24 protein-coding genes and 1 tRNA gene are annotated in these 24,453 nt (G+C 69.9%); 11 read left to right on the top strand and 14 right to left on the bottom strand.

The window, feature by feature from the left end; genetic code table 11:
- Positions 1–30 precede the first annotated feature (30 nt).
- From O1W71_RS09700 to O1W71_RS09685, 4 genes are all read right to left on the bottom strand, one after another.
- Entirely contained in the window at positions 31–837 is an 807-nt protein-coding gene (locus O1W71_RS09700) for a nucleotidyltransferase domain-containing protein (protein WP_269267657.1), read from the bottom strand.
- Between the two features lie 119 nt (positions 838–956).
- Entirely contained in the window at positions 957–1,616 is a 660-nt protein-coding gene (locus tag O1W71_RS09695; protein ID WP_181574219.1) for a methionine ABC transporter permease, read from the bottom strand.
- Positions 1,609–2,646, bottom strand: coding sequence for a methionine ABC transporter ATP-binding protein (locus tag O1W71_RS09690; RefSeq protein WP_269267656.1), 1,038 nt, complete (start codon positions 2,644–2,646; stop codon positions 1,609–1,611). The genes O1W71_RS09695 and O1W71_RS09690 overlap by 8 nt, the downstream gene beginning before the upstream one ends.
- A gap of 68 nt (positions 2,647–2,714) precedes the next feature.
- Positions 2,715–3,611, bottom strand: coding sequence for a MetQ/NlpA family ABC transporter substrate-binding protein (locus O1W71_RS09685; RefSeq protein WP_269267655.1), 897 nt, complete (start codon positions 3,609–3,611; stop codon positions 2,715–2,717).
- A gap of 230 nt (positions 3,612–3,841) precedes the next feature.
- Here O1W71_RS09685 and O1W71_RS09680 point away from each other — a divergent pair.
- Positions 3,842–3,917: transfer RNA gene (locus O1W71_RS09680), tRNA-Thr, on the top strand.
- 68 nt (positions 3,918–3,985) lie between these two features.
- On the opposite strand, the gene O1W71_RS09675 is transcribed toward O1W71_RS09680, so the two are convergent.
- Together O1W71_RS09675 and O1W71_RS09670 are read right to left on the bottom strand one after the other, a co-directional pair.
- Positions 3,986–5,113 (bottom strand): Gfo/Idh/MocA family protein, encoded by a 1,128-nt coding sequence (locus O1W71_RS09675; RefSeq protein WP_269267654.1) that lies wholly within the window; start codon positions 5,111–5,113, stop codon positions 3,986–3,988.
- Positions 5,110–5,874: a sugar phosphate isomerase/epimerase family protein gene (locus O1W71_RS09670; protein ID WP_442924320.1), complete on the bottom strand. Its 765-nt coding sequence runs from the start codon at positions 5,872–5,874 to the stop codon at positions 5,110–5,112. The genes O1W71_RS09675 and O1W71_RS09670 overlap by 4 nt, the downstream gene beginning before the upstream one ends.
- A 188-nt stretch (positions 5,875–6,062) precedes the next feature.
- Here O1W71_RS09670 and O1W71_RS09665 point away from each other — a divergent pair, with 188 nt between their 5' ends.
- The 4 genes from O1W71_RS09665 to O1W71_RS09650 all read left to right on the top strand — a co-directional run bounded on the left by O1W71_RS09665 (position 6,063) and on the right by O1W71_RS09650 (position 9,953).
- Positions 6,063–6,641, top strand: coding sequence for a TetR/AcrR family transcriptional regulator (locus O1W71_RS09665; protein WP_269268033.1), 579 nt, complete (start codon positions 6,063–6,065; stop codon positions 6,639–6,641).
- 69 nt (positions 6,642–6,710) lie between these two features.
- Complete coding sequence (locus O1W71_RS09660) at positions 6,711–7,106, top strand: hypothetical protein (protein ID WP_269267652.1); 396 nt, start codon at positions 6,711–6,713, stop codon at positions 7,104–7,106.
- A gap of 61 nt (positions 7,107–7,167) precedes the next feature.
- A complete protein-coding gene (locus O1W71_RS09655) occupies positions 7,168–9,372 on the top strand; it encodes an MMPL family transporter (RefSeq protein ID WP_269267651.1) in 2,205 nt (734 codons plus the stop codon).
- Positions 9,369–9,953, top strand: coding sequence for an isochorismatase family protein (locus O1W71_RS09650; protein WP_269267649.1), 585 nt, complete (start codon positions 9,369–9,371; stop codon positions 9,951–9,953). Before O1W71_RS09655 ends, O1W71_RS09650 begins: the two co-directional genes overlap by 4 nt.
- Before the next feature lie 4 nt (positions 9,954–9,957).
- On the opposite strand, the gene O1W71_RS09645 is transcribed toward O1W71_RS09650, so the two are convergent.
- From O1W71_RS09645 to O1W71_RS09625, 5 genes are all read right to left on the bottom strand, one after another.
- Entirely contained in the window at positions 9,958–11,580 is a 1,623-nt protein-coding gene (locus tag O1W71_RS09645) for a serine/threonine-protein kinase (RefSeq protein WP_269267648.1), read from the bottom strand.
- 108 nt (positions 11,581–11,688) lie between these two features.
- Positions 11,689–13,005, bottom strand: coding sequence for an ABC transporter permease (locus O1W71_RS09640; protein ID WP_269267647.1), 1,317 nt, complete (start codon positions 13,003–13,005; stop codon positions 11,689–11,691).
- The gene (locus O1W71_RS09635) at positions 13,005–13,757 is read right to left on the bottom strand and encodes an ABC transporter ATP-binding protein (RefSeq protein WP_269267646.1); all 753 of its coding nucleotides are present in this window, start codon (positions 13,755–13,757) and stop codon (positions 13,005–13,007) included. Before O1W71_RS09635 ends, O1W71_RS09640 begins: the two co-directional genes overlap by 1 nt.
- Positions 13,754–15,364, bottom strand: a complete 1,611-nt coding sequence (locus tag O1W71_RS09630; RefSeq protein WP_269267645.1) for a hypothetical protein — start codon at positions 15,362–15,364, stop codon at positions 13,754–13,756. The genes O1W71_RS09635 and O1W71_RS09630 overlap by 4 nt, the downstream gene beginning before the upstream one ends.
- The gene (locus O1W71_RS09625) at positions 15,361–16,329 is read right to left on the bottom strand and encodes a hypothetical protein (protein ID WP_269267643.1); all 969 of its coding nucleotides are present in this window, start codon (positions 16,327–16,329) and stop codon (positions 15,361–15,363) included. Before O1W71_RS09625 ends, O1W71_RS09630 begins: the two co-directional genes overlap by 4 nt.
- Positions 16,330–16,444: 115 nt before the next feature.
- Between O1W71_RS09625 and O1W71_RS09620 the strand changes: the two genes are divergently transcribed.
- From O1W71_RS09620 to O1W71_RS09605, 4 genes are all read left to right on the top strand, one after another.
- The gene (locus O1W71_RS09620; protein ID WP_269267642.1) at positions 16,445–17,797 is read left to right on the top strand and encodes a D-alanyl-D-alanine carboxypeptidase family protein; all 1,353 of its coding nucleotides are present in this window, start codon (positions 16,445–16,447) and stop codon (positions 17,795–17,797) included.
- Between the two features lie 222 nt (positions 17,798–18,019).
- Positions 18,020–18,571, top strand: coding sequence for a CGNR zinc finger domain-containing protein (locus O1W71_RS09615; protein ID WP_269267641.1), 552 nt, complete (start codon positions 18,020–18,022; stop codon positions 18,569–18,571).
- A gap of 45 nt (positions 18,572–18,616) precedes the next feature.
- Complete coding sequence (locus tag O1W71_RS09610; RefSeq protein ID WP_269267640.1) at positions 18,617–19,486, top strand: WcbI family polysaccharide biosynthesis putative acetyltransferase; 870 nt, start codon at positions 18,617–18,619, stop codon at positions 19,484–19,486.
- Between the two features lie 172 nt (positions 19,487–19,658).
- Entirely contained in the window at positions 19,659–19,952 is a 294-nt protein-coding gene (locus tag O1W71_RS09605) for a hypothetical protein (protein ID WP_269267639.1), read from the top strand.
- A 75-nt stretch (positions 19,953–20,027) separates the two neighbouring features.
- Here O1W71_RS09605 and O1W71_RS09600 read toward each other — a convergent pair whose 3' ends face one another.
- Entirely contained in the window at positions 20,028–20,702 is a 675-nt protein-coding gene (locus tag O1W71_RS09600) for a TetR family transcriptional regulator (protein ID WP_112617175.1), read from the bottom strand.
- Positions 20,703–20,725: 23 nt separating this feature from the next.
- Here O1W71_RS09600 and O1W71_RS09595 point away from each other — a divergent pair, with 23 nt between their 5' ends.
- Both O1W71_RS09595 and O1W71_RS09590 read left to right on the top strand, forming a co-directional pair.
- Positions 20,726–22,231: a DHA2 family efflux MFS transporter permease subunit gene (locus O1W71_RS09595; RefSeq protein WP_442924165.1), complete on the top strand. Its 1,506-nt coding sequence runs from the start codon at positions 20,726–20,728 to the stop codon at positions 22,229–22,231.
- A 29-nt stretch (positions 22,232–22,260) separates the two neighbouring features.
- On the top strand, positions 22,261–22,836 hold the full coding sequence (locus tag O1W71_RS09590; RefSeq protein ID WP_442924163.1) for a PTS transporter subunit IIC: 576 nt from the start codon (positions 22,261–22,263) through the stop codon (positions 22,834–22,836).
- A 92-nt stretch (positions 22,837–22,928) separates the two neighbouring features.
- Here O1W71_RS09590 and O1W71_RS09585 read toward each other — a convergent pair whose 3' ends face one another.
- Together O1W71_RS09585 and O1W71_RS09580 are read right to left on the bottom strand one after the other, a co-directional pair.
- On the bottom strand, positions 22,929–23,948 hold the full coding sequence (locus O1W71_RS09585) for an NADP-dependent oxidoreductase (protein WP_269267638.1): 1,020 nt from the start codon (positions 23,946–23,948) through the stop codon (positions 22,929–22,931).
- A gap of 86 nt (positions 23,949–24,034) precedes the next feature.
- A complete protein-coding gene (locus O1W71_RS09580; protein ID WP_269268031.1) occupies positions 24,035–24,424 on the bottom strand; it encodes a DUF1304 domain-containing protein in 390 nt (129 codons plus the stop codon).
- Between the last annotated feature and the right edge of the window lie 29 nt (positions 24,425–24,453).

The raw sequence follows: 24,453 nt of genomic DNA, 5'->3' as shown, positions 1-24,453 counted from the left end.
AAACCGGCCCACGTGGGACCTCGGCGGCGGTCAGGACGGGCGAGGCAGGGTCCGGAGCATCTCGACCGCTGCCCGCGCGCCCTCGGGTGAGGCGTTGAGCGCGCTGAGAGCAGCGGCGACCCGGATGTCGAAGTCGGCCGGCGCCAAGGGGAGGCGCGGGACGCCGCTGACGATGCCCTTCTCGTTGATCACCCAGGTCCTGGCGTGGGCGTGCCACGCGTACGCAAGCCGCACGGCCGCGTTGCTCAGGCAGAGGCTGAGGTAGGCGGTGTCGCCGCGACCAGCGACCTTCGCTGCGGCGTCCACGAGGAAATCCACCTGCCACAGATCGTCGAGGAAGGCCTGCCGCAGCGGCACGGGGTAGGGAATGAGGGCAGCGGAGCTATCGCGCAGGAAACCCGCGCCATCCACGAGCGGCTTCGCGAGCGCGACCTCGCCGGCGTATGCGACGTCCAGGAACCCGAATGGATGCCCCGGCTGTGCGTGGAAGGCGAACTCGCCGCGGCGAGCCCTCGCGACCTGAGCTCGAACGCGGTCGGCGTCGCGGATGATGACGTCGACGGGCATTCCCGCGATCGTCGCCCACGCGCCGCTGTCCACCCACGGGCCCCAGCTCCCGGACGGTCCGATGGTGACCGACGTCCCGGCCCAGCGAGACACCGACGCGGAGAGGGCGCCGCGGTCGAATGTTCGCCCGTCGACGTAGACGCCGAGATCGACGTCCGAGTCGGCGGCATGCGTGCCGCGCGCGCGGCTGCCGCCGAGCGCCACCGCGACCACGCCCGGCGTCGCTGCAAGATCACGGGCGATGCGAACCAGATCGGCATCCGAAAGCATGCCGCCAGGCTAGCCCCCGCCGCCGAGGTCCCACTTGGGCCGGGAATGATGCCGCCATACCCGGCCGAACTGGAACCTCGACGGGCGCGGACCCCGCCCAACGGGGACCTCGGCGGGTATCAGCGTCGAAGGATGCGGCGCGCGAGGGCGTTGCCGAGGAACTGTACGCCCTGCACGAGCAGGATGATGATGATCACGGCCGCCCAGGTCACCCACGGGTTGAACTGACGGAAGCCGTTCACCAGCGCGAACTGACCGAGGCCACCCGCCGCGATCGCGCCGGCGACCGCGGTCATGTCGACGAGCGCGACCACGATGAAGGTGTAGCCGAGCACGAGCGGTCCGAGCGACTCGCGGGGGACCAGCCGGAACAGGATGCGCGAGCGGCTCGCACCGGCGGCGCGGGCAGCCTCGATCACCCCAGGGCGCACCGTCAGCAGGTTCTGCTCGACGATGCGTCCGATGGCGAACATCGACGCGATCGAGATCGCGAAGACGGCGAACTCGATGCCGATGCCGCGGATGCTGAACGCGCGGGCGAGCGGCTGAACCGCGGCCATGAAGATGATGAACGGGATCGGCCGGAACGTGTTGACGATCACATTGACGATGCCGAACACGACGCGGTTGGGGAACAGGCTGCCGGCCCGGGTCGCGTACAGTGCGAGGCCGATAAGGAAGCCCGCGATACCGCCGAACACGAGGCTCAGTGTGATCATGTAGAGCGTCTCGGCCGTCGCCGGCCAGAGGTCGGGGAGCAGGTCGATGAGCCTATCCACGGGAGTCCTCCTCGATGAGCGGTGCGTGGGCGGATGCCGCCGCCACGGCACGGTCGACGGCGTCCTTTTCTCCCGACAGAGCGAGGGTCAGATGGCCGAAGACGCGACCGCGGATGTCGTTGATGCCGCCGTGGATGAGCTCGAACCGTACGCCGTGCGACGACAGCGCCGCGAACACGTCCGCCTGCGGCGACTCGCCCTCGCGGATCGTGAAGGTGACGATGCGGCCGGGGTGCCGGGCGCGCAGTGCCGCGAGCTTGTCGCCCGCGGGCGCCTCATCGATGATGCTCGCCACGAAGCGGCGCGTGGCGTCGTGCGACGGTGCCGAGAGAACGTCGAACACGTCACCGCTCTCGATGACTCGTCCGTGCTCCATCACGACGACGCGGTCGGCGATCGCGCGGACGACTTCCATCTCGTGGGTGATGACGAGGATCGTCACGCCGAGCTCGGTGTTGATGCGCTTGAGGAGGGCGAGCACCTCCTGAGTCGTGTCGGGGTCGAGAGCGCTCGTCGCCTCGTCCGCCAGCAGGATGCGGGGGCTCGTGGCCAGCGCCCGCGCGATGCCGACGCGCTGCCGCTGCCCGCCCGAGAGCTGTTCGGGGTAGTTCTTGGCCTTGCCCGAGAGCCCGACGAACTCCAGCAGTTCGGCCACGCGTTGCTTGACCTCGGCACGCGAGCGTCCGGCGACCTCGAGCGGGTACGCCACGTTGCCCGCGACGGTGCGCGAGTCGAACAGGTTGAACTGCTGGAAGATCATGCCGATGTCACCGCGCAGGGTGCGCAGCTCGCGCTCGCGGAGCCCCGTGACGTCGCGGCCGTCGATCTCGACGCTGCCGCTCGTCGGCGTCTCGAGCGCGTTGACCAGGCGCAGCACCGTGCTCTTTCCCGCGCCGGAGTACCCGACGATGCCGCACACGGTTCCGGCCCCGATCTCGAGGTCGACGCCATCGACTGCGACGACGGGCTCGCCGCCCTTCGTGGACGGTGGGAAGCGTTTGGTCACGCCGGACAGGCGGATGAGGGTCATGCGGGGCTCCTCGAACGGGACATGCGTGTGCGGCCCGTCCGGGGGAGCGGGCCGCACACGCGGGGATGTCACTGGTTGGCGCGGATGTCGTCCTCGACCTGCTTCAGGGCGGAAGCCAGCTCGTCCTTCGGCGTCTTCACGAGCACGGCCGAGCCGCCGGACGCCTCCTGCAGTCCGTCGGTGACCGCCTGGGTGTCCTGGAAGATCTCGACGAGCTTCTGGTAGGTCGGGTTGTCGGCGTCCTCGGCCTTCGCGGCGAAGATGTTGATGTACGGCTGCGCGCTCGGGTCGCTGGGGTCGTCGGTCGCGAGCGCGTCGTCGAACTTCAGGCCGGCATCCTCGACGAAGTCGTTGTTGATGATCGCGGCGGCGACATCGGGCAGCGACGTCGCGGTGAGGGCGGCGTCGAGCGCCTCGACCTTGACCTTCGAGCCGGGCTCGACGTCGGCGGTCGTCGAGAAGACCGACCCGCCGTCCTTGAGCTCGATGAGGCCCTGCGCCTGCAGCACGAGCAGCCCGCGGGCCTGGTTGCTCTCGTCGTTGGGGACGGCGACGGTGGCGCCTTCGGGGATGTCGTCGACCGAGTCGTACTGCGTCGAGTACAGGCCCAGCGGGTAGGTCGCGGTCGAGCCGACGGCCACGAGGTCGTCGCCGGCGTTCACGTTGTAGGTCGCGAGGTAGATGATGTGCTGGAACTGGTTGAGGTCCAGCTCGTCGGCCGACAGTGCGGGGTTGGGCTGCGTGTACTCGGTGAAGTCGACGATCTCGACCTCGATCCCCTCGTCGGCAGCGGCCTCCTTGTAGGTCTCCCAGTACGGGTCGCCGGCGCCGACGACGCCGATGCGCACGGGGCCGTCCTGAGCGGCGTCGCCTGAGTCGCCGTCGCCGGCGTCCGACGCGCACGCGCCGAGCAGGAGGGTCAGGGGGAGGGCCAGGGCGGCCGCGGTCAGAAGTCGCTTGGACATGAGTGGTGCTCCTTGGATCGGGCACCGCGGGGCGGTGACCCGCCCGTGCGCGACCGGGGTCGCGCTCGCCTCATCGCGGTGCCCTCCGACGGTAAGCGCCACGGGTGGACGGGGAGTAATCGTCGCGTAACACGGCGTCTCCCGATATAAGGGCGTCGGCCGCGCCGCCGGTTCGCGACGGGGTCGGAGACCATGTAACATTGCTGATCGTGCATCGCACAGCGACGCGCGCCGCCTTAGCTCAGACGGCAGAGCGATTCACTCGTAATGAATAGGTCAAGGGTTCGATTCCCTTAGGCGGCTCCACAACGAAAGGCCCGGACTCCGAAGAGTCCGGGCCTTTCGCGTACCCGCTGTGCGGGCCGCCGCGCGGCTTACAGCGTCGCGGCGAACGGGTCGAAGTCGACCGGCACGGTGGGCACGGGCGCCACGGTGCTCGCGACCTTCACGAACTCGCCCGAGGCGGCCGATTCCTGCGCCGAGAGCATGACGTCGAGCACGTGGTAGCCGAGCTCGCCGGTGGCGACATGCGGCCGGTCCTCTGCGATCGCGCGGGCCATGTCGAGCAGGCCCAGGCCGCGGCCGGTGAGCTTGCCCTCCTGCTCGATCTCGATCCACTCCTGCTCGCCCCAGTTGCCGTCCGAGATCGACGTCCGCGCCTTGACGTAGGCGATGCGTCCTTCGAACTGGTTGGGGTCGGGGAGCACGATGGAGCCCTCGGTGCCGTGCACCTCGAACACGCCGTGGCGTTCGAGGGCCGAGTCGAAGCTCAGCAGGCTCGCCGCCTGCTGACCCGCCTCGAAGGCCGTGATGACCTGCATCGTGGTGGGCACCTCGACGGGGAAGACGGTGCCCGCGTTGGGCCCGGCCTGGATGGTTCGCTCCTCGAGCTTCTTACGCCCGACGGCGGCGACGCGGTCGACCGACCCGAAGAGGCTGACGAGACCACTGAAGTAGTACGGACCCATGTCGAGCAGCGGTCCGGCTCCCTGGGCGAAGAGGAACGCGGGGCTCGGGTGCCACAGGTCGGGGCCGACGGTCTGGAACGTCGTCGACGCGAACATGGGCTCGCCGATCACACCGCTCTGGATCGCGCGCTTCGCCGTCTGGAAGCCGGGGCCGAGGAGCGTGTCGGGGGCCGAACCGATGCGCAGGCCCGCGGCATCCGCCTGGCGCAGGAGCTCCGCCGTGCTCTCGCGGTCGAGGCCCAGCGGCTTCTCGGTCCAGACGTGCTTGCCCGCCGCGATCGCACGCGAGGAGATCTCGACGTGGACGGCGGGGATCGTCAGGTTGACGACGACGTCGACATCGGGGTGCGCGAGGACATCGTCGGTCGTGCCCCATTCGGCGACGCCGTGCTTCTCGGCCTGAGCCTTGGCGCGGTCGACGTCGAGGTCGCCGAGGATGACGACGCGGACATCGGGGAACGAGCCGAGGTTCTCGAGGTAGGTGTCGCTGATGACACCGACGCCGACGAAACCGACTCCGACGGGCCCGGTCATGCGCTGACTCCGTTCTCACGCAGGAACGCCAGGCTGGCGGCGACGTCGGCGAAGACGTCGCCGGGTGCCTTGTCGTATTCGACGACGGCGTACTTCAGAGCGGTCGCCGCGCGCAGCGACTCGGCGAGGGGGACGTCGCCCGTGCCGGCGTGACGCTGGTCGAGGCTGTCGGATCCGAACTCCGCGGCTCCCGGGGCCCAGGGGTTGGATGCCGGCACGACGCCGTCCTTGACGTGGACGGCGATGAGCCGGTCGCCGAGGCTCGTCACGAGGGCGGGGACGTCCTGCCCGCCGGTGAGGGCCCAGAAGAGGTCGAGCTCGAGGGTGACCCGCTCGTCGAGGAGCGAGACGAAGCGCTCGTAGGCGCTCTGACCGTCGAACGACGCGACGAACTCCTGCGCGTGGTTGTGGTAGCCGACGCTCAGGCCGAATCCGGCGGCGATCTCGGCCTGCGCGTTCAGGCGCTGGGCGATGTCGGCGACGCCGTCCTCGGTGAGCCAGCGGTCGGGGGCGACGAACGGGTCGATGACCGTCTTCATGCCGATCGTTGCGGCGGCCTCGTAGACGACCTCGGGCGCGGGGGTCGGGATGGAGCCGTCCGGCGTCCAGAGCTCATCGGTCAGCAGGGGAGCGTGACCGGTCGGCGAGGTGAGGCCGGCGGCATCCAGCGCCGCGCGGATCTCGGTCGGACGCGAGACGAAGTCGAACGCCTCGACGTGTGCGAATCCGATCTCGGCGAGCTTCGCCAGCGAGCCGGACATGTCGGCGGAGAACTCCTTCGCAAGCGAATAGAGCTGGACGGATGCCTGGACCTGAGTCACAGTCGACCTTCTTTCGTACGTCATCGTGCGGGGTGCCTGTAGTGGCACGACGTCACGCTAACACGTAATACATCCAGGTGGAGGTTTCTTGTTACAGTCGCGGTGTGAGCAACGACGATCGCGCGAACATGGGGCGCCCCGGCGCGTACGCCAAGGGTGTGGCGCGACGTCAGGAGATCCTCGACCGCGCGATCGAGGTCTTCCAGGAGCGTGGGCTGCAGGGAACGTCGCTGCGGCGGATCGCCGAGGCCATCGGGGTCTCGCACGCCGCACTGCTGCACTACTTCGAGTCACGCGAGCAGCTCCTCGTGGCCGTGTACGAGCACGCTGAGACCCAGCGCGGACAGCGCGGTCGGACTCCGCCCGAAACGGCGGTCGGGGTGATGACGCGCGCAGCCGTCGACAATCTCGAGGTTCCGGGCCTCGTCGAGCTCTACTCGATCCTCGTCGCCGGTGCGCTCGAGGCGGGGAGTGAGCACGGCAAGCGCTTCTTCACGGCCCGGTTCGAGCGCATTCGAGGCGAGCTTGCCGAGCGGCTGCGGGCCGAGCAGCGTGCGGGAACCGTTCGTGACGACGTGCCGGCGGAACAACTGGCGGCTCTGCTCATCGCGGCATCCGACGGCTTGCAGATCCAGTGGCTCCTCGAGCCCTCGATCGAGCTTGAGCGCACGCTTGCCTCTCTCGCAGTGCTCCTGCGTCCGTCATGAATTCGCGCCCGGCGTGAACCATACTGAGTGCATGGCCCGAGCGACCCGCTTCCCGAGCCGGCGGCGCGCATGACGACGACTCTCGATGCGGTCCTCGAGATCCTCAGCTGGGCGGGCTTCGGCGGCGCTGTCACGTTCGGCATCGCACTCCTCGTGCTGTGGGCGGCGGACGGGACGTGGCTTCCGGCCGACGCGCTCGTCGACCACGAGCCCGACGGCACGTGGGTGCGCTGGTTCGACGACGAGGGTGAGGCGAACAGCGCGCGGGTCGATGAGCACATGGCGGCGCTCCTCGCGGGCCGCGATCGCGCCGACATCTGGTATCGCCACGGGTGGCGGGGAAGGATGCGGCTGACCCGTCGGCCGCCGGTTCGCCGACTGCTCGTCGGCTTGTCATCCGGACTTCTCGCTGTGGGCGTCGTCGCGCTCGTCGCATCCTGGATCGTCCTCTTCGTCCGCGGCTGAGCGGGGTCTCGAGTCGGCAGACGGACTGGCGTATCCGAATGTAGCTAGATAAGCTACCTACGTGAATAGCGAACGAAGTGTCCCACGCTGGCTGCGCATCGGCATTCCCGCCCTGCTCGTGCTCGTCTGGCTCGTGGGCGGCTCGGTGGGTGGACCCTACTTCGGGCGCGTCAGCGAGGTGGCCACGAACGACCAGTCCTCGTTCCTCCCCGCGAGCGCCGACGCGACGAAGGTCAGTGAGCGCCTGACCGACTTCACCGGCGGTGAGGAGATCCCGGCGGTCGTTGTCGCCGCGGCATCCGATCCGCTCGACGAGGCGCAGCTCGCAGCACTCGGCGAGCTCGGCACCGCCATCGGCGAGCTCGACGGTGTCGGCGAGGTGTCGCCGCCCATCCCGTCCGAGGACGGTCTGGCTGTCCAGGTCTTCGTGCCGATCGACGCCTCGGGGGAGGTGCGCGACGTCGTCGAAGAGGTCCGGGCGCTCGTCCAGGGGGACCTGCCCGCGGGCGTCGAAGCGTGGGTCACGGGACCCGCCGGCTTCACGGCGGATCTCGCCGAGGGCTTCCTCGGCATCGACGGACTGCTTCTGATCGTCGCGCTGGCCGCGGTGTTCATCATCCTGGTCGTCGTCTATCGCTCGCCGTTGCTGCCGATCCTCGTTCTGCTCACATCGGTCTTTGCGCTGTGCGTCGCCCTCCTGACGGTCTGGTGGCTCGCCAAGGCCGACATCGTCGTCCTCAACGGACAGGTGCAGGGCATCCTCTTCATCCTGGTGATCGGGGCGGCGACCGACTACGCGCTGCTCTACACGGCTCGTTACCGCGAGGCGATCGGGGCGGGCGCATCCCGCTGGGACGCGGCGCTCCGCGCCTGGAAGGGCGCTGTCGAGCCGATCCTCGCCTCGGGCGGCACCGTGATCGCGGGCCTTCTCTGCCTGCTGCTCAGCGACCTGGCGAGCAACAAGGCGCTCGGTCCGATCGCCTCCATCGGCATCGCGTTCTCGATGCTCTCGGCGCTGACCTTCCTGCCGGCACTCCTGGCGCTGTTCGGGCGGGCCGCCTTCTGGCCCTTCATCCCCCGCACCGGCGCCATCGATCTTCCTGACGACCCGCGGGAGCCGGTTCGCGGACTCTGGCCGCGTCAGGCGCGCTTCGTCGCACGTCGTGCCCGGACGGTCTGGATCGCGAGTACCGTCGTGCTGCTCGTCGGGGCTGCAGGCGTGCTGCAGCTCAACGCGAACGGTGTGCCCTCGAGCGACCTCGTGCTCGGAGCCTCAGAAGCCCGCGACGGTCAGGCCGCTCTCGCCGAGCACTTCCCGGCGGGGTCGGGCAGCCCGGCGTCCGTGATCGTTCCGCAAGACCGTCTCGCCGACGCGCTCGCCGTGATCGAGGAGAACCCCGGCATCTCGTCGGTCGCCGCGGTCGCAGCGGACTCGCCCACCGGACAGGTCTCGGTGGCTCTCAAGGACGGCGAGCCGGTCTTCACCGCCGCCGGGCCCCCGGGGGCACCGGCCCCCGAGCCGACGGTGTCGGAGGGCGATGTCCTGCTGTCGGTGACGCTCGCCGATCCGGCGGACTCGCTCGATGCCGAGCAGACGGTGCGCGATCTGCGAGCGACCTTCGCCGACGAGGTACCCGAGGTGCTCGTGGGCGGGACGACAGCGACGAACGTCGACACCAACGACACCTCGATCCGCGACCGGACAGTCATCATCCCGGTCATCCTGGTCGTGATCCTGCTCATCCTGATGCTGCTGCTGCGATCGATCCTCGCGCCGGTGCTGCTCATCCTGAGCACCATCCTGTCGTTCGGCACGGCGTTGGGAGTGAGCGCCCTCGTGTTCAACCACGTGTTCGACTTCCCCGGAGGCGATCCCGCGGTGCCGCTGTACGGCTTCGTGTTCCTGGTGGCGCTGGGGGTCGACTACAACATCTTCCTCATGTCGCGTGTTCGTGAGGAGACTCTCCAACACGGAACCCGTCGAGGCATCGCCCGGGGGCTCGTGGCGACCGGCGGTGTCATCACCTCGGCGGGGCTCGTGCTGGCGGCGACGTTCGCGGCTCTCGGCGTCATCCCGATCCTGTTCCTCGCGCAGATCGCCTTCATCGTGGCCTTCGGGGTGCTGCTCGACACCTTCGTCGTCCGCTCGCTCCTCGTCCCCGCACTCGCTCACGACATCGGCCCCGCCATCTGGTGGCCCTCGAAGCAGTGGCGACGCGAACGGGACGTGCAGCGCGAGGACACGCGGCGTACCCTCGACGCATGACCCGTGCCCTGTTCATCGTCGATGTCCAGAACGACTTCACCGAAGGCGGAGCACTCGGTGTGACCGGGGGTGACGCGGTCGCCGTGGCGATCACGCGTCACCTCCGGGAGCACGCCGGCGATTACGAGATCATCGTCGCCTCGCGCGACTGGCATCACGGCGATCATGACAACGGCGGGCACTTCGCCGTCGACGAGCCCGACTACGTCGACACCTGGCCGGTGCACTGCGTCGCCGACACCGCGGGCGCGGAGTACGACCCCGAGCTCGACGTGTCCGCCGTGACCCACCACGTGAAGAAGGGGCAGGGCGTACCCGCGTACTCGCTCTTCGAAGGGACGACCGAGGAGGGGCATGCCGTCGCCGACCTGCTGACGCAGCACGGGGTCGTCGACGTCGACATCGTCGGCATCGCGACCGACTACTGCGTGCGCGCATCGGCCCTCGACGCGATCGCGCACGGTCGTCGGGTACGCATCCTGACCGACCTCGTGGCGGGAGTCGCGGAAGAATCGAGCGCGGCCGCGCTCGTCGAGCTGGCCCACGCGGGCGCGGCGCTCGCCGCCAGCACGGACCGCTGAGAGCTCAGCCGCCCGGCTTCTCCGGCTTCCCCGGCTTCTGAGAGCCCGGACCGTTGGACATCGGCCCCGCGCCGCTGTTCGCGCCGGGACCGTTACCGTTGCCGCTGTTCTCGCCCGGTGCTGATCCGTTGCTCCCCGCGGGAGGCGCGTCGGTGATGACTGTTTCGGTGGTCGGGGTGTCGGCTGGCACGATGTCGGCCGGCACAGTGTCGGTGGTCTGCGTCGGAGCGCCGGCCTGACCGGTGCCGGGGGCGACGACAGTCTGCGTCCCCGTCGTGACATCGTCCGCGGGCGTCTCCGGCTCCTCGCTCTCGCCTGCATCGCCGTCGATGCCCGAAACGGACGGGGACGGAGTCTCGACGACAGTCGGCACGGCGACATCCGTCACCGGAGAGGCCTGCGGCGGCATCAGCGCGAGATGTGCGGCGACCACCACGCCAGCCGACGCTGCGGCGAGGGCGCCGACAGCCATCGCCGTCCGCTTTCGGCGACGCTGTCGGGCGGCGGTGACCCGTTCCGGTGCGGACGTTGCGGTCGCACTGAGGCTGGGCGAGAAGAACGTGGGTTCGGTGCCCGCTCCGCGTGCCGCGAGAGCCGCGGCTGCCGTCACGGGGGCGTCGAGGTTCGTCGGCGACGTGGTCCCGTGCGTCGAGGTGAGCGGCCACGCGGCGGTCGCGACGTCAGCCTGAGCGGCGCGGCTCGCGGCGGGCACGAAGCCGGATCGCGTCGCTGCTGTGCTCGCCGGGAAGGCGACGGTGGCTTCTCCCGCGACGTCGGCCTGGGCGCGCGCCCCACTCAGCCGTGACATGACCTCGAGCGCGGTCGGGCGATCCTCGGGGCGGCGTGCTGTCATCGCGCACAGCAGGTCGCGCCAGTGATGATCGAGCCCCTGGGGCATGTCGGGATCGCGTGACAAGCGTGCCAGCAGCTGGCCGCGATTGCCGTCCGACCCGGAGAACGCGCGCTCGCCCGTGGCCGCCTCGAGCATCACGAGGCCGAGGGCGTAGATGTCCGACGGCGGGGCCGGGTCGGCCCCGTGCAGCAGCTCGGGAGCAATATAGGCGGCGGTGCCGATCAGCAGGCTCGGTGAGGTGACACGTTCGCTGTCCAGAAGGTGGGCGATGCCGAAGTCGGCGAGCTTGGCGCGCAGCGGAACCCCCGGGACCGTCGAGCGCGCGAGGAGGATGTTGGACGGCTTCACGTCGCGGTGCACGATTCCCGCGTCGTGGACGACGTGAAGCGCGTCCGCGAGCTGGCCGCCGAGCGCTGCGAGCTCGCCCTCGTCGAGCACACCTGTCGCGATCCGCTGGGCCAGCGTCGTCCCGACGACGTGCTCCATCACGAGGAAGCGCGGTTCGGCCGTCAGATGGGCGTCGAACAGCGTGACCAGTCCCGGGTGGTTCAGCGAGGCGAGCAGGCGCGTCTCGATCGCCGCACGATCGGACGCGGCACTGTCGGTCAGCTCGGGCCGCAGCACTTTGACAGCGACCGGGCGTCCGAGGGCCTCGTCGCGCGCGAGGAACACCCGCGCCATGCCGCCCGAGCCGATCGGCTCGCCGACGCGATACCGGCCCGCCAGGAGGGCGCCCGGCAGCGCGACATCATCGTTCGCGACACCGTCGATCATCCCGCGTCCTCGTCCTCGGCCGTCCCCACCGCGAGCAACGGTAGACCTGCGCGACCCCGAGCGAAGAGGACTGGCGCTCGGGCCCGGTCCGCGCTATGGGGCGACGGTTCAGGCGTTGCCGCGCAGGGCGACGACGGGTTCGATGCGAGAGGCTCGTCGAGCCGGGATGCCGCCGGCGGCGAGGCCGATGATCGCTCCGAGGACCGTTCCGCCGAGTGCTACCCACGGGTCGAGCACCGGCGACCACTGCTGCACGATCGAGACCCCCAGCACGGCGAACACGCCGAGCGCCGACCCGATGAGGCCACCGAGCAATCCGATGACGATGGACTCGACGACGAACTGGCCGGCGATCTGCCTGCCGGTGGACCCCAGCGCGCGGCGCAGCCCGATCTCGCCGGTGCGTTCGAGCACCGAGAGGGTCGTGACGTTCGCGATCCCCAGCCCTCCCGCCAGCAGCACGATGACGCCGAGGATGAGGAAGACCACATTCACGTCTCCCTGCACGTCGCGGGCGAGGTCGGAACGCCCCTGCGGTGCGCTGACCTCGAGCGTGTCGACCGCGTCGGGGGCGAGGGCCAGCGGTGCCTGCTCGCGCAATTGCGGACCTGTGCCGACCACGATGCGCGCGATCGCGTCGCCCGGGGAGGCGAGCTGGAAGTCCTGCCGGGCAGCGCCCGTGGGGATCACCACGGCATCGACGACCTCGGCGCGGCGGTCGAGTTCGTCGAAGATGCCGACGATGGCGTAGGCCACCCCTCCGATGAACACCGACGGCTGCGTGTCGACGCGGTTGATCGCGAGCCGCTCGGCGGCCCGCGACCCCAGCATCGCGACGCGGTCGCCGCGTGCGTCGTGCCCCTCGTCGAACGATCGGCCGGTGACGATGCGCCCGCCGAGGGTGTCGAGTATCTCGCCCGAGGCCGCGAAGAGCGCCGGCGGAGCGGGCGCCGCGATCGAGGGATCGTTGATGGGGACGGTGGTGATCGTGTTCTCGCGCAGCGTGACGGGCGCCAGCACGGCGGCGGACTCGACGCCGGCGAGGTGCTCGAGGCGCAGGGGGGCGTCCCACGGCAGCGAGGCGGTCGCGACCCGCTGTCCGCCCCGCGCCTGCGCTTCGGTCGGGGCGATGCTCAGATGGGTGGCTGCGGCCGCGTCGAACTGTCGGGCGATCTGCCCGGCTGCGGTCTGCGCGAAGCCGACGGTCGCGACGAGCGCGCCGATGCCCAGCACGGTTCCCATGACGGTCATCACGAGGCGTCCCGGGCGTGAGCCGATGTCGGTCGTCGCCTCGAGCACGAGGTCGCCGAATCCGAAGCGATCGGCGCGCGCCACCTGGCGTGCCTCAGCGACCGCAGTCGTCGTCTCGACGTCGGTGCGGCGGCGAGAGACGCGCTCGCGGAGCTTCTTCCAGAACGCCGGCATCAGCTCAGCTCGCTCATCCGGCCGTCGGCGATGCGGATGCGCCGTGCCGCGCGGTCGGCCACGCCTTGGTCGTGGGTGATGACGACGAAGGTCAGCCCACCCGCGTTCAGCTCCTCGAACAGCGCCATGATGTCCGCCGTCGTGGACTGGTCCAGGTTGCCGGTCGGCTCGTCGGCGAGGATGACCCGCGGCTGGGTGACGACGGCACGCGCCACCGCCACCCGCTGGCGCTCGCCGCCCGAGAGGAGACCGGGCCGGAAGTCGACGCGGTGACCGAGGCCGACGCGCTCGAGCGCGGCCCGTGCGCGGTCGGCGCGCTCGGCCCGCGGTGTGCCGCTGTAGAGCATCGGCAGCATGACGTTCTCGAGCACGGTCCGCCGCGGCATCAGGTGGAAGGCCTGGAACACGAACCCGAGCCGACGTGCTCGCACCGCGGCGCGCTCGTCCTCGGTGTATCCGCCGGTGAGCTCGCCCGCGAGGCGGTATTCACCCACCGTCGGGCGGTCGAGGAGGCCGAGGATGTTGAGCATCGTCGACTTGCCCGACCCGCTCGGCCCGACGATCGACACGTACTCACCGTCGGAGACGGTCAGATTGATGCCTTTGAGCGCCTGCACCTCGGGCGGTCCGGGGAACGATCGAGTGACGTCGCGCAGTTCGATCACCGGCGGAATTTCATTCGATCGGATGACGTCCTCGCCCGCGTCAGGCGTGGCGGAACGGTCGGAGGTGGCGACGATCGTGTCTGTCATCGCCCGACCACGACGAGATCGTCCTCCGCGAGTTCGCCCTCGGTGGCGCGCACCTCGACGGCGCCGCCGGCCGACAGTCCGGTCTCCACGACGACGAGCCGGGTACGGGCGTCTGGGTCACGCGGGTCGCCCTCGACGACCTCGACGCGGGTCTCGCCGCCCGGCCCGGCCGTCAGCGCCGCCGCGGGAACGCTCAGCACGTCGCCGGCGGTTGCGCCGACGGCGATCGTCACGCGCACGTTCGTGCCCTGGAGCTGCGAGATCTGCTCGGGGGTCAGCTCCGCCGGCTCGAGGCTGACCTTCCACCGGCTTTCGCCGCCGGTGCCCGGTTCCACCGCGGTCACGGTCGCGGCGTGCTCAGCCCCATCGGGCAGCGCGAAGGTGGCAGCCGAGCCGACTGTGAGCAGCTTCGCGTCGGCCTCGGCCGCCGAGCCGTTCAGCGCCACGGTCGCTCCGGAGACGGTCATCGCCGCGCCGGAGAGGATGCTGCCGCGCTCGGCCGTGACCGCGTCGACGCGGCGGGGCAGCTCGGTCAGATAGAGCACTTCGCCGGCCGGCAGAGCGGGCAGCGCTTGCTGGCGGGCTCGGGCGAGGTCGTCCTGCGCCTGCGAGAGCTGGCTCGCGGCGGCGTCGACGGCGGCGCGCTCGCTGCTCGTGTCGGGGGCGGCGTTCGCCTGCTCTCGCGCGAGCTCCGCGGTAGCCACCTGGTTCTGGGCGGCGACGATCTCGTCCCAGGAGGCGCCGTTATCCCGCGCACCCTGCAGGACGGCGCGGGCGTTCGCGACCTCGAGGTCGGCGCGAGCGATGGCGTCACCGTCTCGCCCGGCCGAGGCCAGCTGAGCGCGCGCGGCGGAGAGAGCTTGCTCGGCCGATCGGACGCTGTCCTGCGCCGCGCGCACCGCGCTGTCACCGTCTTCTTCCGACTCGGGGCCGGTGTAGCCGACAGCGGCGTACAGCGCGGTGACCGCGTTCGCCGCCTGCTCGTCGAAGACGTTGTCGGCGGGATCTCCCGCGTCGATGCCGACGGAGCGCATGGCTTCCTTGAACTGCACGACATCGGGGCCGGAAACGCCGAACCGGAGTGTGCGGTACGCAGGCAGCTCGCCGGGCAGCGTGATGACGGGACGCCCCGCGACCTCGAGCGCGATCGAGAGCTGCGTCAGCTCGGCTCCCAGGGCCGGAACCTGCCCGGTGACGACGGCAGGACCCGAGATCGCGGACGTGTCGATCTTCACCTCGACGGGGTCGGCGAAGCCCACCTCACCGCGGATGGTGACGTCATTGCTTAACGGGCCGAACTCCACCGGGACGGTCACGAGACCGGGTGCGGGGGCGTCGTCTGCCGCCGCCGAGGCGGGCGCCATGACGAACCGGCCGACGAGAAGCCCGCCGACCAGCGCGACCACAGCGACTGCTGCGGAGATCCAGAGCACGCGGTTGCGTGAGACGACCGACTGCCAGACGGCGAGTCGCCCACCTCCGGCCACCGGCGCGGATGCCGCGGCATCCGTGCTGTCGGCGGCGTCGGGCGCCTCCGCGGGGTCGCCGACGAGTTCATCGAACGAGTCGTCAGCCGCCGAGGCGTCGTTCACGCGCTCACCACTCACGGGCGAGCCTGCTCAGCCGCCGCCTTCATCGCCTCGAGCTCCGTCTTGTGATCGGCGATGAACTGCTCCTCGGCGTCGAACTGCGCCTTGTCGTACTTCGCGCGGTAGTCGGTCTCCTTGCGGCAGTCGAGATCGGCCAGAGCGAGTTCGACCTCGCGCTCGTGGATCTCGTCCATCGTCGCCTGGTCGGGCCCGGCTTCCGTCATGGTCTCGTACATCTCGTTGAGCTCGTCGAAGATCGAGTTCTGGGCGTCCGCCTGCGTAGCGAATCCGGGGTATCCCGCGGCATCCATGCACGCGGACCATTCGCGGTCGAGGTCGGCGATGGCGGGCAGCGACGCGGAGTTCTCGTAGAACTTCGTGATGGCGTCCATCACGTCGGCGAATTCGTCGGACTGCAGGGGGTCGTCGCCGCTGATCTCGTGAGAGGCCCAGCCGTTGCAGCCGGCTGTCTCCCAGTTGTATTCGTACGATCCGTCCTCCGACATCTCCTCTTCGCTCGGGGTCGGCCCGTACAACGCCTCGTAATACGCGGCCTGCTCCGACTCGGAGAGCGCCATGACGTAGTCCGAGTTGGGGTCGGGGGTCATCTGCTCGGGCTCAGGCTGCTCGTCCGCCTCGGGGTACTTCACAGCGCCGTAACCCCACTGGGCCACGAAGTCGCGATCCTCGGGCTTCCATTCGGTGCCCGAGCTGAACGACATGCTGCTGGGGGCGGGGATGTACTCGAAGCCCTCGTCCTGCATGCATTGCGCGACGAGTTCTTCGCGCTGCTTGTTCTCCTTCTCGAACTTCGCCTGCTGCTCTTCTTCGCTCATGTCGCTGCCGTAGAAGGCGGAGAAATACTCGGAGAGCGGCGATTCCTCAGCCGCGTCGGCGGAACCGTCGGCGGCCGTGCAACCGGCCAGAACGAAGACGAGACCGATCGCGGCCGGTGCGGCCCATCGAAGCGTTTTGCGGTGCACGTGCAACCCCCTTGTTTCAAGATCGCCTCAACACTATGGGGTCGCTGAGAGTCGCGAATCATCCATGAGGATGACGTTTGGGTGAAGATGGGCGACACAGACGGAGGGAACCGCGATGACGCGACGCGACTCGGAAAGCGACGACCTCGGCGAATTCGGGGAGTTCTTCTCGGCAGCCGCTGGGGTGCCTGTGGCGTCCCCGGAAGAAGTGTCGGCATCGCGCCGCCGTCGACGCCGCACCGGCTGGATCGCCGCAAGCGTTACGGCCGCGATCATGCTCGGTGCGCCCGGGGGATACGCCGCCTGGGCGTTAACGGCCCCGCTCAAGCCGGCTGCGGGCGAGGTCTCGATTCCCCGAGCGCCCGCCCCGCCGGCTGCCGTCGACCTCGGTCTTACCGCTGATGGCGCAGCCGCCCTCTCGGTCGCGGGCGCCGAGCCGTATCTCGGCCCGGAGGCAGCCGGGGTCTGGATGGTCCAGGGCGGTGACGATCCTCGCCCGATCGCCAGCATCACCAAACTCGTCACAGCGCTCGTGGTCCTCGACGCCTACCCGATCACCGACGGCGACCGGGGGCCGACGCTCACCTTCGACCGCGACGATCACGCGCTCTACGACGCGTACTTCGTCCGTGACGCGACGATCGCTCCGATGCCGATCGGCAGCTCGCTCTCGCTGCGCGACGCCCTGGCGACCATGCTCATCCCGTCGGCGAGCAACTACGCCGAGGCGATCGCCGTGTGGGCGTTCGGCTCGGTGTCGGGCTTCCGCGCAGCTGCCGATCGGTGGCTCACGGCGAACGGCCTGGAGCGGACGAGCATCGTCGAGCCGTCCGGCCTGGATCCCCGGAATACCAGCTCCCCGAGCGACCTGATCGCACTCGGTCGCATCGCCGCGGCAGATCCGACGGTGGCGGCGATCGCCGCGACGCCGTCTCTGAACCTGCCCGGGCCGGGGGCCATGGCGAACACCAACGGGTTGCTCGGACAGAGCGGGATCACGGGACTCAAGACGGGCACGCTCGAGGAAAGCGGTGCGAATCTGCTCTACACGGCGACCGTCGACGTCGGTCTTCCCGAGCCGCTGAGCGTCGTGGGGGTGGCGCTCGGCGGCTCATCGCAAGGCGGCGTGGGCGCCAGTGTGCTCGGCATCCTGCAACGTGTCTCCGACGGGTTCCACGTCACCTCTGTCGCGCAGCCCCGCCAGCAGATCGGCACGTACACGACCGCGTGGGGCAGCTCCGCCCGGGTCGTGCTGGGGGAGGGGGCCTCGTTGCGCACGTGGTCCGACACGCCCATCGTCGTCGATGGAGACGTGCGCGAGCCCCGCCTCTGGACCGACGGCGAGGTGCTCGGTGAGATCACCTGGTCGGCCGGCCCGGAGTCGGTCACTGTGCCCGTCGTGCTCGACGGTGAGATCGAGCCTCCCTCCGAGTGGTGGCGTCTCACTCATCCGGGTGAAATCGGCTAATCGATTTCCGCGGTCTCCGCGACCGGCGGGAGGGATGGTGTCGATTGCAGGTCGACCCGTCGGATGCCGCATCCCGCGCATCGGACGTAGCGGACGATCCCCTCCGACGTGGGGTGCGCGGACTCGGTCGTCCAGCCGTGTTCGTGAGTGCGCGTGTGCAGCGGCGCGATGGGAGATGCGGGGGATGAGGGCGACATGATTCGATCGTGATGTAATGCCGTTATGCAGCTCAACCCTTACGGCGAGTACGCGGTCCTGCTCGCCGCTTCGCTGGCCAACGACTGGCCGAGCGATCGAGATGTGATCGTCGCGCGCACATACGAGTTCGGGATGACCGCGATCTACGCCCCGGCGGCCCCGTCCGACCTCGATGCGACCCGTGCGGTCATCGACTCGTGGCTCGAGGTCGTCGATGCCGAGTCGGCAGCGCAGCGCGCCACGCTGCTCAACCGGCTCATGGCCGCAGCGACGGCGTACCCCCGGCTGACCGACCACGACGGCGAGTGGCACCTCCACTACCGCGACGACGACCAGCGTCTGCCTCAGGTGCTCCGCGCGGTCATCGCGGTCGGAACGGCCCTGCACGTGACGACGCGGGGGATGGAGCGCCTGTCGCGGTGCGCCGCGGGCCGTGTTCCCGGCGACCCGTGCCGCAACGTCGTGGTCGACGTGACCCGTAACGGCCGGCAGCGCTACTGCTCGGTTCGCTGCGCCAATCGCGACGGCGTGCGTCGTCACCGGGCGCGGTCGGCGATAGCGCATCGGGCGGAGTGACCGCAAACAGCGGCGCCCGTCGCGGCGGAGGGTCACAGTGGAGGGATGCACCACGCCCCCTCCCCGTTTCGGGGTGTCGAACCGCCGGAGGGCTTCGGGCTCGTCGTCGGCAACTGCCAGGCCGAATCGATGCGCATCGTGCTCGACGCCCCCGACCGTCCGACGGTTCGGGTTCCTCCCGTTCACGAGATGGATGCCGCCGACGTCGAGCGCCTGCACGAACTGCTTCCCTGGGCTTCCTTCCTCGTCGCTCAGCCTGTTCGGGACGACTACCACGGCCTGCGCCTCGGAACCCGTCAGCTGGCGGCATCCCTCCCTTCATCCGCCCGCCTCGTGACTTTCCCGGTCGTCCGTTACGCGGGTCTGCACCCGTTCCAGGCCGCGTTGCACGTGGACGGGATCGAGGAGGTGCCGCCGATCGTCGCGTACCACGACATCCGCACGCTCGCCGCGGCGGCCGGGCTTCCTGTGCGCCCGCTGCTGGACCGGCGGGCCGTGCACGAGGTCGAAAGCGATTCGCTCGCCGAGCTGCGTCGTCGGGAGGAGTCGATCGATGTCGCTGCGTCGGATCTGCTACGACCCACCTCGGTTGAGGTCATGCGCACGATCAACCATCCGGGCAACGTCGTCTGGCTGCCCCTGGCCGAGCGCGTGCTGTCGGCGCTCGGACAGTCGGGTGCCCCGACCGACCCGGGTCGTCCGCTGCTGAACGCGGTCCGGGCGCCACAGGAGGACTGGGTGCTTGATGCCTGGGGCTTGCCCGACGCGCCGCGGCCCTCGTGGATGGTCGACGGGGTCGAGGTCGATCCGGCACTCGTCGCCGAAGCGCACGCCGAGTGGTACCGGGCCCACCCCGACTTCGTCGCCGCGGCGATCGTCAGGCTCCGCGGGCTGGCCGCGCATTGGAGCGGATGACCCCGTCCGGCCCCCACTCATCGGGGGCGTGCTAGCGTTGAAACGTCCCTTCGGGGCTCGTGTGTCGTTCGCCTGGCTCACTGTCGAGCAGATCGTCCGACGCGATCACTGGTTCATCCAGCTCCCTTCTTCTTCCGCGCATCATGCTGTGCGCGCTCATTCTCAGGACATCGTGCTTTCAACTCTTTCTTCTTCCGCGCCCGCGCTCGTCTGGCGACAAGCGGACGCCGACTTCTTCGTCGCGACTCTCGACGGCCAGTACGCCGGATTCGTGACCACCGGTTCAGCACCGGCGACCTTCGACGCCGAGAGCGGCCACGGCGCAGATCTCGGCACGCACGCCTCGCCCGACGCGGCTGCTGCAGCCGTCGCCGAAGCGGCCCGGCCGGCATCTGCACGCCGCAATGCGCGCTCGCCGCGACGACGCACCCGCGGCCCGGCGTCGCCTCAGCGCGTGCGCGCCTGAGCTCCGACTCCACCCTGCGAGGTCCCACTCGGGCCGGGTCCACCGCCGGTTTTCCCGGTCGAAGTGGGACCTCGGTCAGCCGTGGTGCGGGGGGTCGGCCTCGAGGTCGCGGGCGACCGTCGCGACGCCTCGGCGCATCTCGAGGTAGATCTGGCGGACGCTCGCGCGCTCGTTGAGCTCGGCACGCCGGACCCACTCGTCGATCGTGAGCCGGAGGACCAGCGCCATCGTCGAGACGGCCGCGCGAGCGGCGAGCACATCGGCGTCGGCGCCCGCCGCGTCGACGGCGGCGTCGGTGAGCTGCTCGACCTCTTCGGCCTCATTGCGTAGCGCGACGGCCAGCAGCGACGGCTCCGAGCCGACGAGACGGCGGATGCGCAGCGCGCGGATGTGCTCGTCGGGATGCGCGTCGAAGCGGTCGAGGAGCTTCAGCCAGCTGCGTTCGATCCCTTCGACGACGGACGCTCCCGCGCGCACGGCGTCGATGGCGTCGCCCACGACGCGCGCCGAGTCGTCGGCGCTGGCGAACACGGCTGCCTCCTTCGTCGCGAAGTAGCGGAAGAAGGTGCGCTGCGACGTGCCGGCGCGGCGTGCGATGTCGTCCACCGTGGTGCCATGCACACCGTGCTGCTCGAAGAGGTCGAGCGCGGCATCCGACAGCTCGCGCTGGGTCTCCTGGCGTCGTCGTTCGCGCAGACCCGCGGGATGCTCCTCGATGATCGGGGCGTCGTTCTCGCCGTCGCGGTGCATGACCTCAGTGTCGCACAGCGCCAATGTGGCAGAGACTGCCATATGATCAGTCAGTGACACTTGAGCAGCAGCATCCCGATACCTCAGCCATCCCGACACCTCCTGCCTCCCGCGCGACGACTGTGCGCACCGGCCCCGTCATCGCACTGCTCGTCGCCTCGGCGTTCGTGGTCATCCTGAACGAGACGATCATGGGTGTCGCGCTGCCGCGGCTCATGGTCGACCTGCAGATCACCGCCGCGACCGCGCAGTGGCTGACCACCGGATTCCTCCTGACGATGGCCGTCGTCATCCCTCTGACGGGCTACGTGCTCGCACGCTTCCCGATCCGCGGCGTCTTCTTCACCGCGATGTCGCTGTTCGCCGCGGGCACGCTGATCGCGGCGCTCGCGCCGGGCTTCGGGATGCTGCTCACCGGTCGTGTCGTGCAGGCCTCCGGCACCGCCATCATGATGCCGCTGCTCATGACCACCGTCCTGAATGTGGTCGAACCCGCTCGTCGCGGGCGGATGATGGGCGTCATCAGCATCGTCATCGCCGTCGCCCCGGCGATCGGACCGACCGTCTCGGGTCTGATCCTGTCGGTGCTCGACTGGCGCTGGATGTTCTGGCTCGTCCTTCCGATCGCGCTGCTGGCGCTCGGCCTCGGCGCGATCTGGGTGCAGAACGTCACCGAGACACGCGAGGCGCGCTTCGACGTCGGATCCGTCGTGCTCTCCGCTCTCGGCTTCGGCGGGCTGATCTTCGGGTTGAGCTCGATCGGGGAGTCGGCGACCGGCCACGCACCGGTCCCGGTGTGGATACCCCTCGTCGTGGGTGCCTTGTCGCTCGCCGCCTTCGTCGTGCGTCAGCTGAAGCTGCAGCGCACCGATGCGGCCTTGCTCGACCTGCGGACCTTCCAGTCGCGGCCGTTCAGCCTCGCCGTCGTGCTGGTCGTGGTCGTGATGTCGGCGCTGTTCGGATCGCTCATCCTGCTGCCGCTCTACCTGCAGCAGGTGCTCGGTCTCGACACCCTGACCGTGGGCCTGATGCTGCTGCCCGGCGGCGTGCTCATGGGGCTCATCGCTCCCGTGGTCGGCGCGCTGTTCGACCGGTTCGGCCCGACCCCGCTGGTCATCCCGGGCATGATCGTCGCGGCATCCGCGCTGTGGGGCATGACGACGTTCGGAGTCGGAACCCCGATCGCCTCGATCATCGCTGTCCACATGGGCCTCAACCTCGGCCTGGGGTGTGTGTTCACGCCGCTGCTCACCTCGGCGCTGGGCTCGCTGCCGGTGCGGCTGTACTCCCACGGCAGCGCGACGGTGAGCACACTGCAGCAGGTCGCCGGCGCAGCCGGAACCGCTCTGTTCGTGACCCTGATGTCGGTCGGTGCCGCATCGGCTGTCGCCGGAGGGATGGATGCCGTCGCCGCGACCGCGACGGGGGTGCACACGGCGTTCGTCACCGGCGCCTGCATCGCCTCGGCGGCGGTGGTGCTGACGTTCTTCGTCCGCCGGCCGGCTCCCGTCGCGGCGCCGCGGCCCTGACGGACGCCCACCCGACGGAAAGGGCGGTGATGCGCGAAGCACCACCGCCCTTTCCGTCGGTTCGGCGAATCGTCTTCCTCGCCCTGCAGGCCGCGACGTTCTCGGCCGGCGTCTTCATCATCCTCGCCGGTGTGCGCGTCGTGCTCGCCGAGATCGTGCCCGCCTTTGAGGGCATCTCCGAGAAGCTCGTGAAGAACGCCAAGCCCGCGCTCGACGTGCCGATCGTCTTCCCCTTCGCCCCGAACGCGGTGCTCATCGGGTTCCTCGCGAGCTTCGTCGGCGGCATTGTCGGCATGCTCGGGATGGCCGCGCTCGGCACCGCGATCGTCATCCCCGGCGTCGTCGCACACTTCATGACGGGTGCTCCGTCGGGCGTCATCGGCAAGGCCGTCGGTGGTCGTCGAGGCGCCGTCCCGGGCGCCTTCGTGAACGGTGTGGCGATCACCTTCCTGCCGCTTCTCCTGTCGCCCGTGCTCGGCGACATCGGGCTCGCCAACTCGACCTTCGCGGACGGCACGAGCTTCGCTCTGCGCATTCGCGACCGGCGGAGGTCGGCGACGACCGACGCGGAGACGACGTCGACCGCGGCGGCCTCATCGCGCTGAACCCTCTCGTTCACGCCCCCCTTCCGTCGCCGAGCCGACGCGAAAGGCGGTGACGCGCGGAGCGTCACCGCCTTTTCGGTCGGGTCGAGGGCTTACCGCGCGGAGGTCCGCACGAGCATCTTGCCGGTGTTGGCACCGCGCATCATTGCCAGGAACGCTTCGACGGTGTTCTCGATGCCGTCGACGACGGTCTCGTCGTAGGCGATCTTGCCCTCCGCGAACCAGGCGGTCATCCTCTCGGTGAACTCCGGCGCGAGGTGCAGGTAGGCGGCGAGCGTGAAGCCCGTCGCGGTGAGACCGCGGGTGATCATGTTGGCCATGTTGTCGGGCCCGGGCGTCTTCTCGGTGGTGTTGTAGCCGGTGATCGCGCCGCAGAGAGCGAGGCGTCCGCCGGTGTTCATGACGTCGAGCGCGGCCTCGAGGTGGTCGCCACCCACGTTGTCGAAGAACACGTCGACGCCGTCGGGGGCGTGCGCGGCGAGCTGCTCGCGGACGGGCGCGTCCTTGTAGTTGAAGGCTGCGTCGTAGCCGTACTTCTCGGTGAGCAGCGCGACCTTCTCCGCAGAGCCGGCCGAGCCGATGACCCGGCCCGCTCCGAGCAGCTTGGCGATCTGACCGACGGCGGTGCCGACGGCTCCGGCTGCGCCCGAGACGAAAACAGTGTCGCCCGGCTTCATGTGCGCGATGGCGGTGAGGCCGACGTAGGCGGTCAGGCCCGTCATCCCGAGGATGTGCAGGCGCACCGACAGCGGAAGGCCCGGCACCTCGGGGACGGCGCGGAACGTCGAGGCGTCGGCCTGGACGACATCCGACCACCCGTGCTGGTGCAGCACGACCGTGCCCACGGGCAGGTCGTCCGAGGCGCTCGCCACGACGCGGCCGATCGCGCCGCCGGCGATCACGTCGCCGAGAGCGTACGGCGGAACGTAGCTGCGCACGTCGTTCATGCGTCCGCGCATGTACGGGTCGACGGAGACGAACTCGTTCGCCACGCGCACCTCGCCGGGGGCGGGCTCGCTCAGCTCGACGCGCTCGATCGAGAAGTCGTCGGGCGTCGGCCAGCCCTGGGGGCGGCGTGCGAGACGAATCTGCGTGCTGGTTGCGTGGGTCATACTGCTCCTTCGTGAGGGGTCGGGTGACGGATGCCGCGGACTCGGTCGGAGGCGCGGACGAGGGGAAGTCGCGGATGCGCGCCGGGTCAGAGGGCGAGGCCGAGCGCGAGTGCGATGACGCCGAGGGCAGGGATCACGCCCTGCTTCAGGGCGGCGGAGGCCTTGGAGCGATCGGAGAGGATCAGCACGAGGCTCGCCGCGACCATGGAGCCGGCTCCGGTGAACACGAGCGCGGCGCCCACGGCGGGATTCCCGGCCGTGACGAAGGCGATGCCGGCGAACACCGTGATCGCGAGGAACAGGTTGTAGAAGCCCTGGTTGAAGGCCAGCGCCTTCTGGGTCTCGGCCTGCGCCACCGTTCCGGTGCCGAACGTCTCGCGCGCCCGCTTGCTCGTCCAGGCGATGGACTCGAGGTAGAAGATGAAAACGTGGATGAGCGCTGCGAGGCCCGCGAGCGCAAGACCGACGATGATCATGAGCTGTTCCCTTCCGGCGGTAGACACCG

The organism is Microbacterium sp. H37-C3 (assembly GCF_027157935.1).
GTDB classification, from domain to species: Bacteria; Actinomycetota; Actinomycetes; order Actinomycetales; family Microbacteriaceae; genus Microbacterium; species Microbacterium plantarum.
The sequence above is the reverse complement of the archived record's forward strand: the minus strand, read 5'-3'. Positions and strand labels throughout refer to the sequence as shown.